This is a genomic window from Pseudomonas sp. SIMBA_067 (assembly GCF_046534675.1).
In the GTDB taxonomy this organism is placed as follows: Bacteria; Pseudomonadota; Gammaproteobacteria; order Pseudomonadales; family Pseudomonadaceae; genus Aquipseudomonas; species Aquipseudomonas putida.
The window spans coordinates 1-247 of the sequence record NZ_JAWRYH010001071.1 but is presented as its reverse complement, the minus strand read 5'-3'; the positions used below and the strand labels follow the sequence as shown (position 1 = coordinate 247).

The window sequence follows — 247 nt, the reverse complement described above, 5'->3', positions numbered from 1 at the left end:
AGTGCGTGCCCGTGGTAGGTGGACAGGTCGATTTCGGCATCGGGAAACGCGCAGATCAGCCGTTCCTTACCTTTGCCCAGGCGTTTGCGCCTGACGCTCAGGCGCCCTATACGCCCCGGTGAATCGAGGTGTGTGCCACCGCACGGAATTTCGATGCCGTTGTAGGTCCACAAACGTGCGTCTTCCAGGCCCTCGACCGCGTAGTGCTCAATGGGTGCATCGAAGCCGATCAGTTCGTTGGCCCGCC

At 61.5% G+C, this 247-nt stretch carries 1 pseudogene; it reads right to left on the bottom strand.

The window, feature by feature from the left end:
• Positions 1-247, bottom strand: a pseudogene (locus SB765_RS32540) (alanyl-tRNA editing protein); the annotation flags it as partial.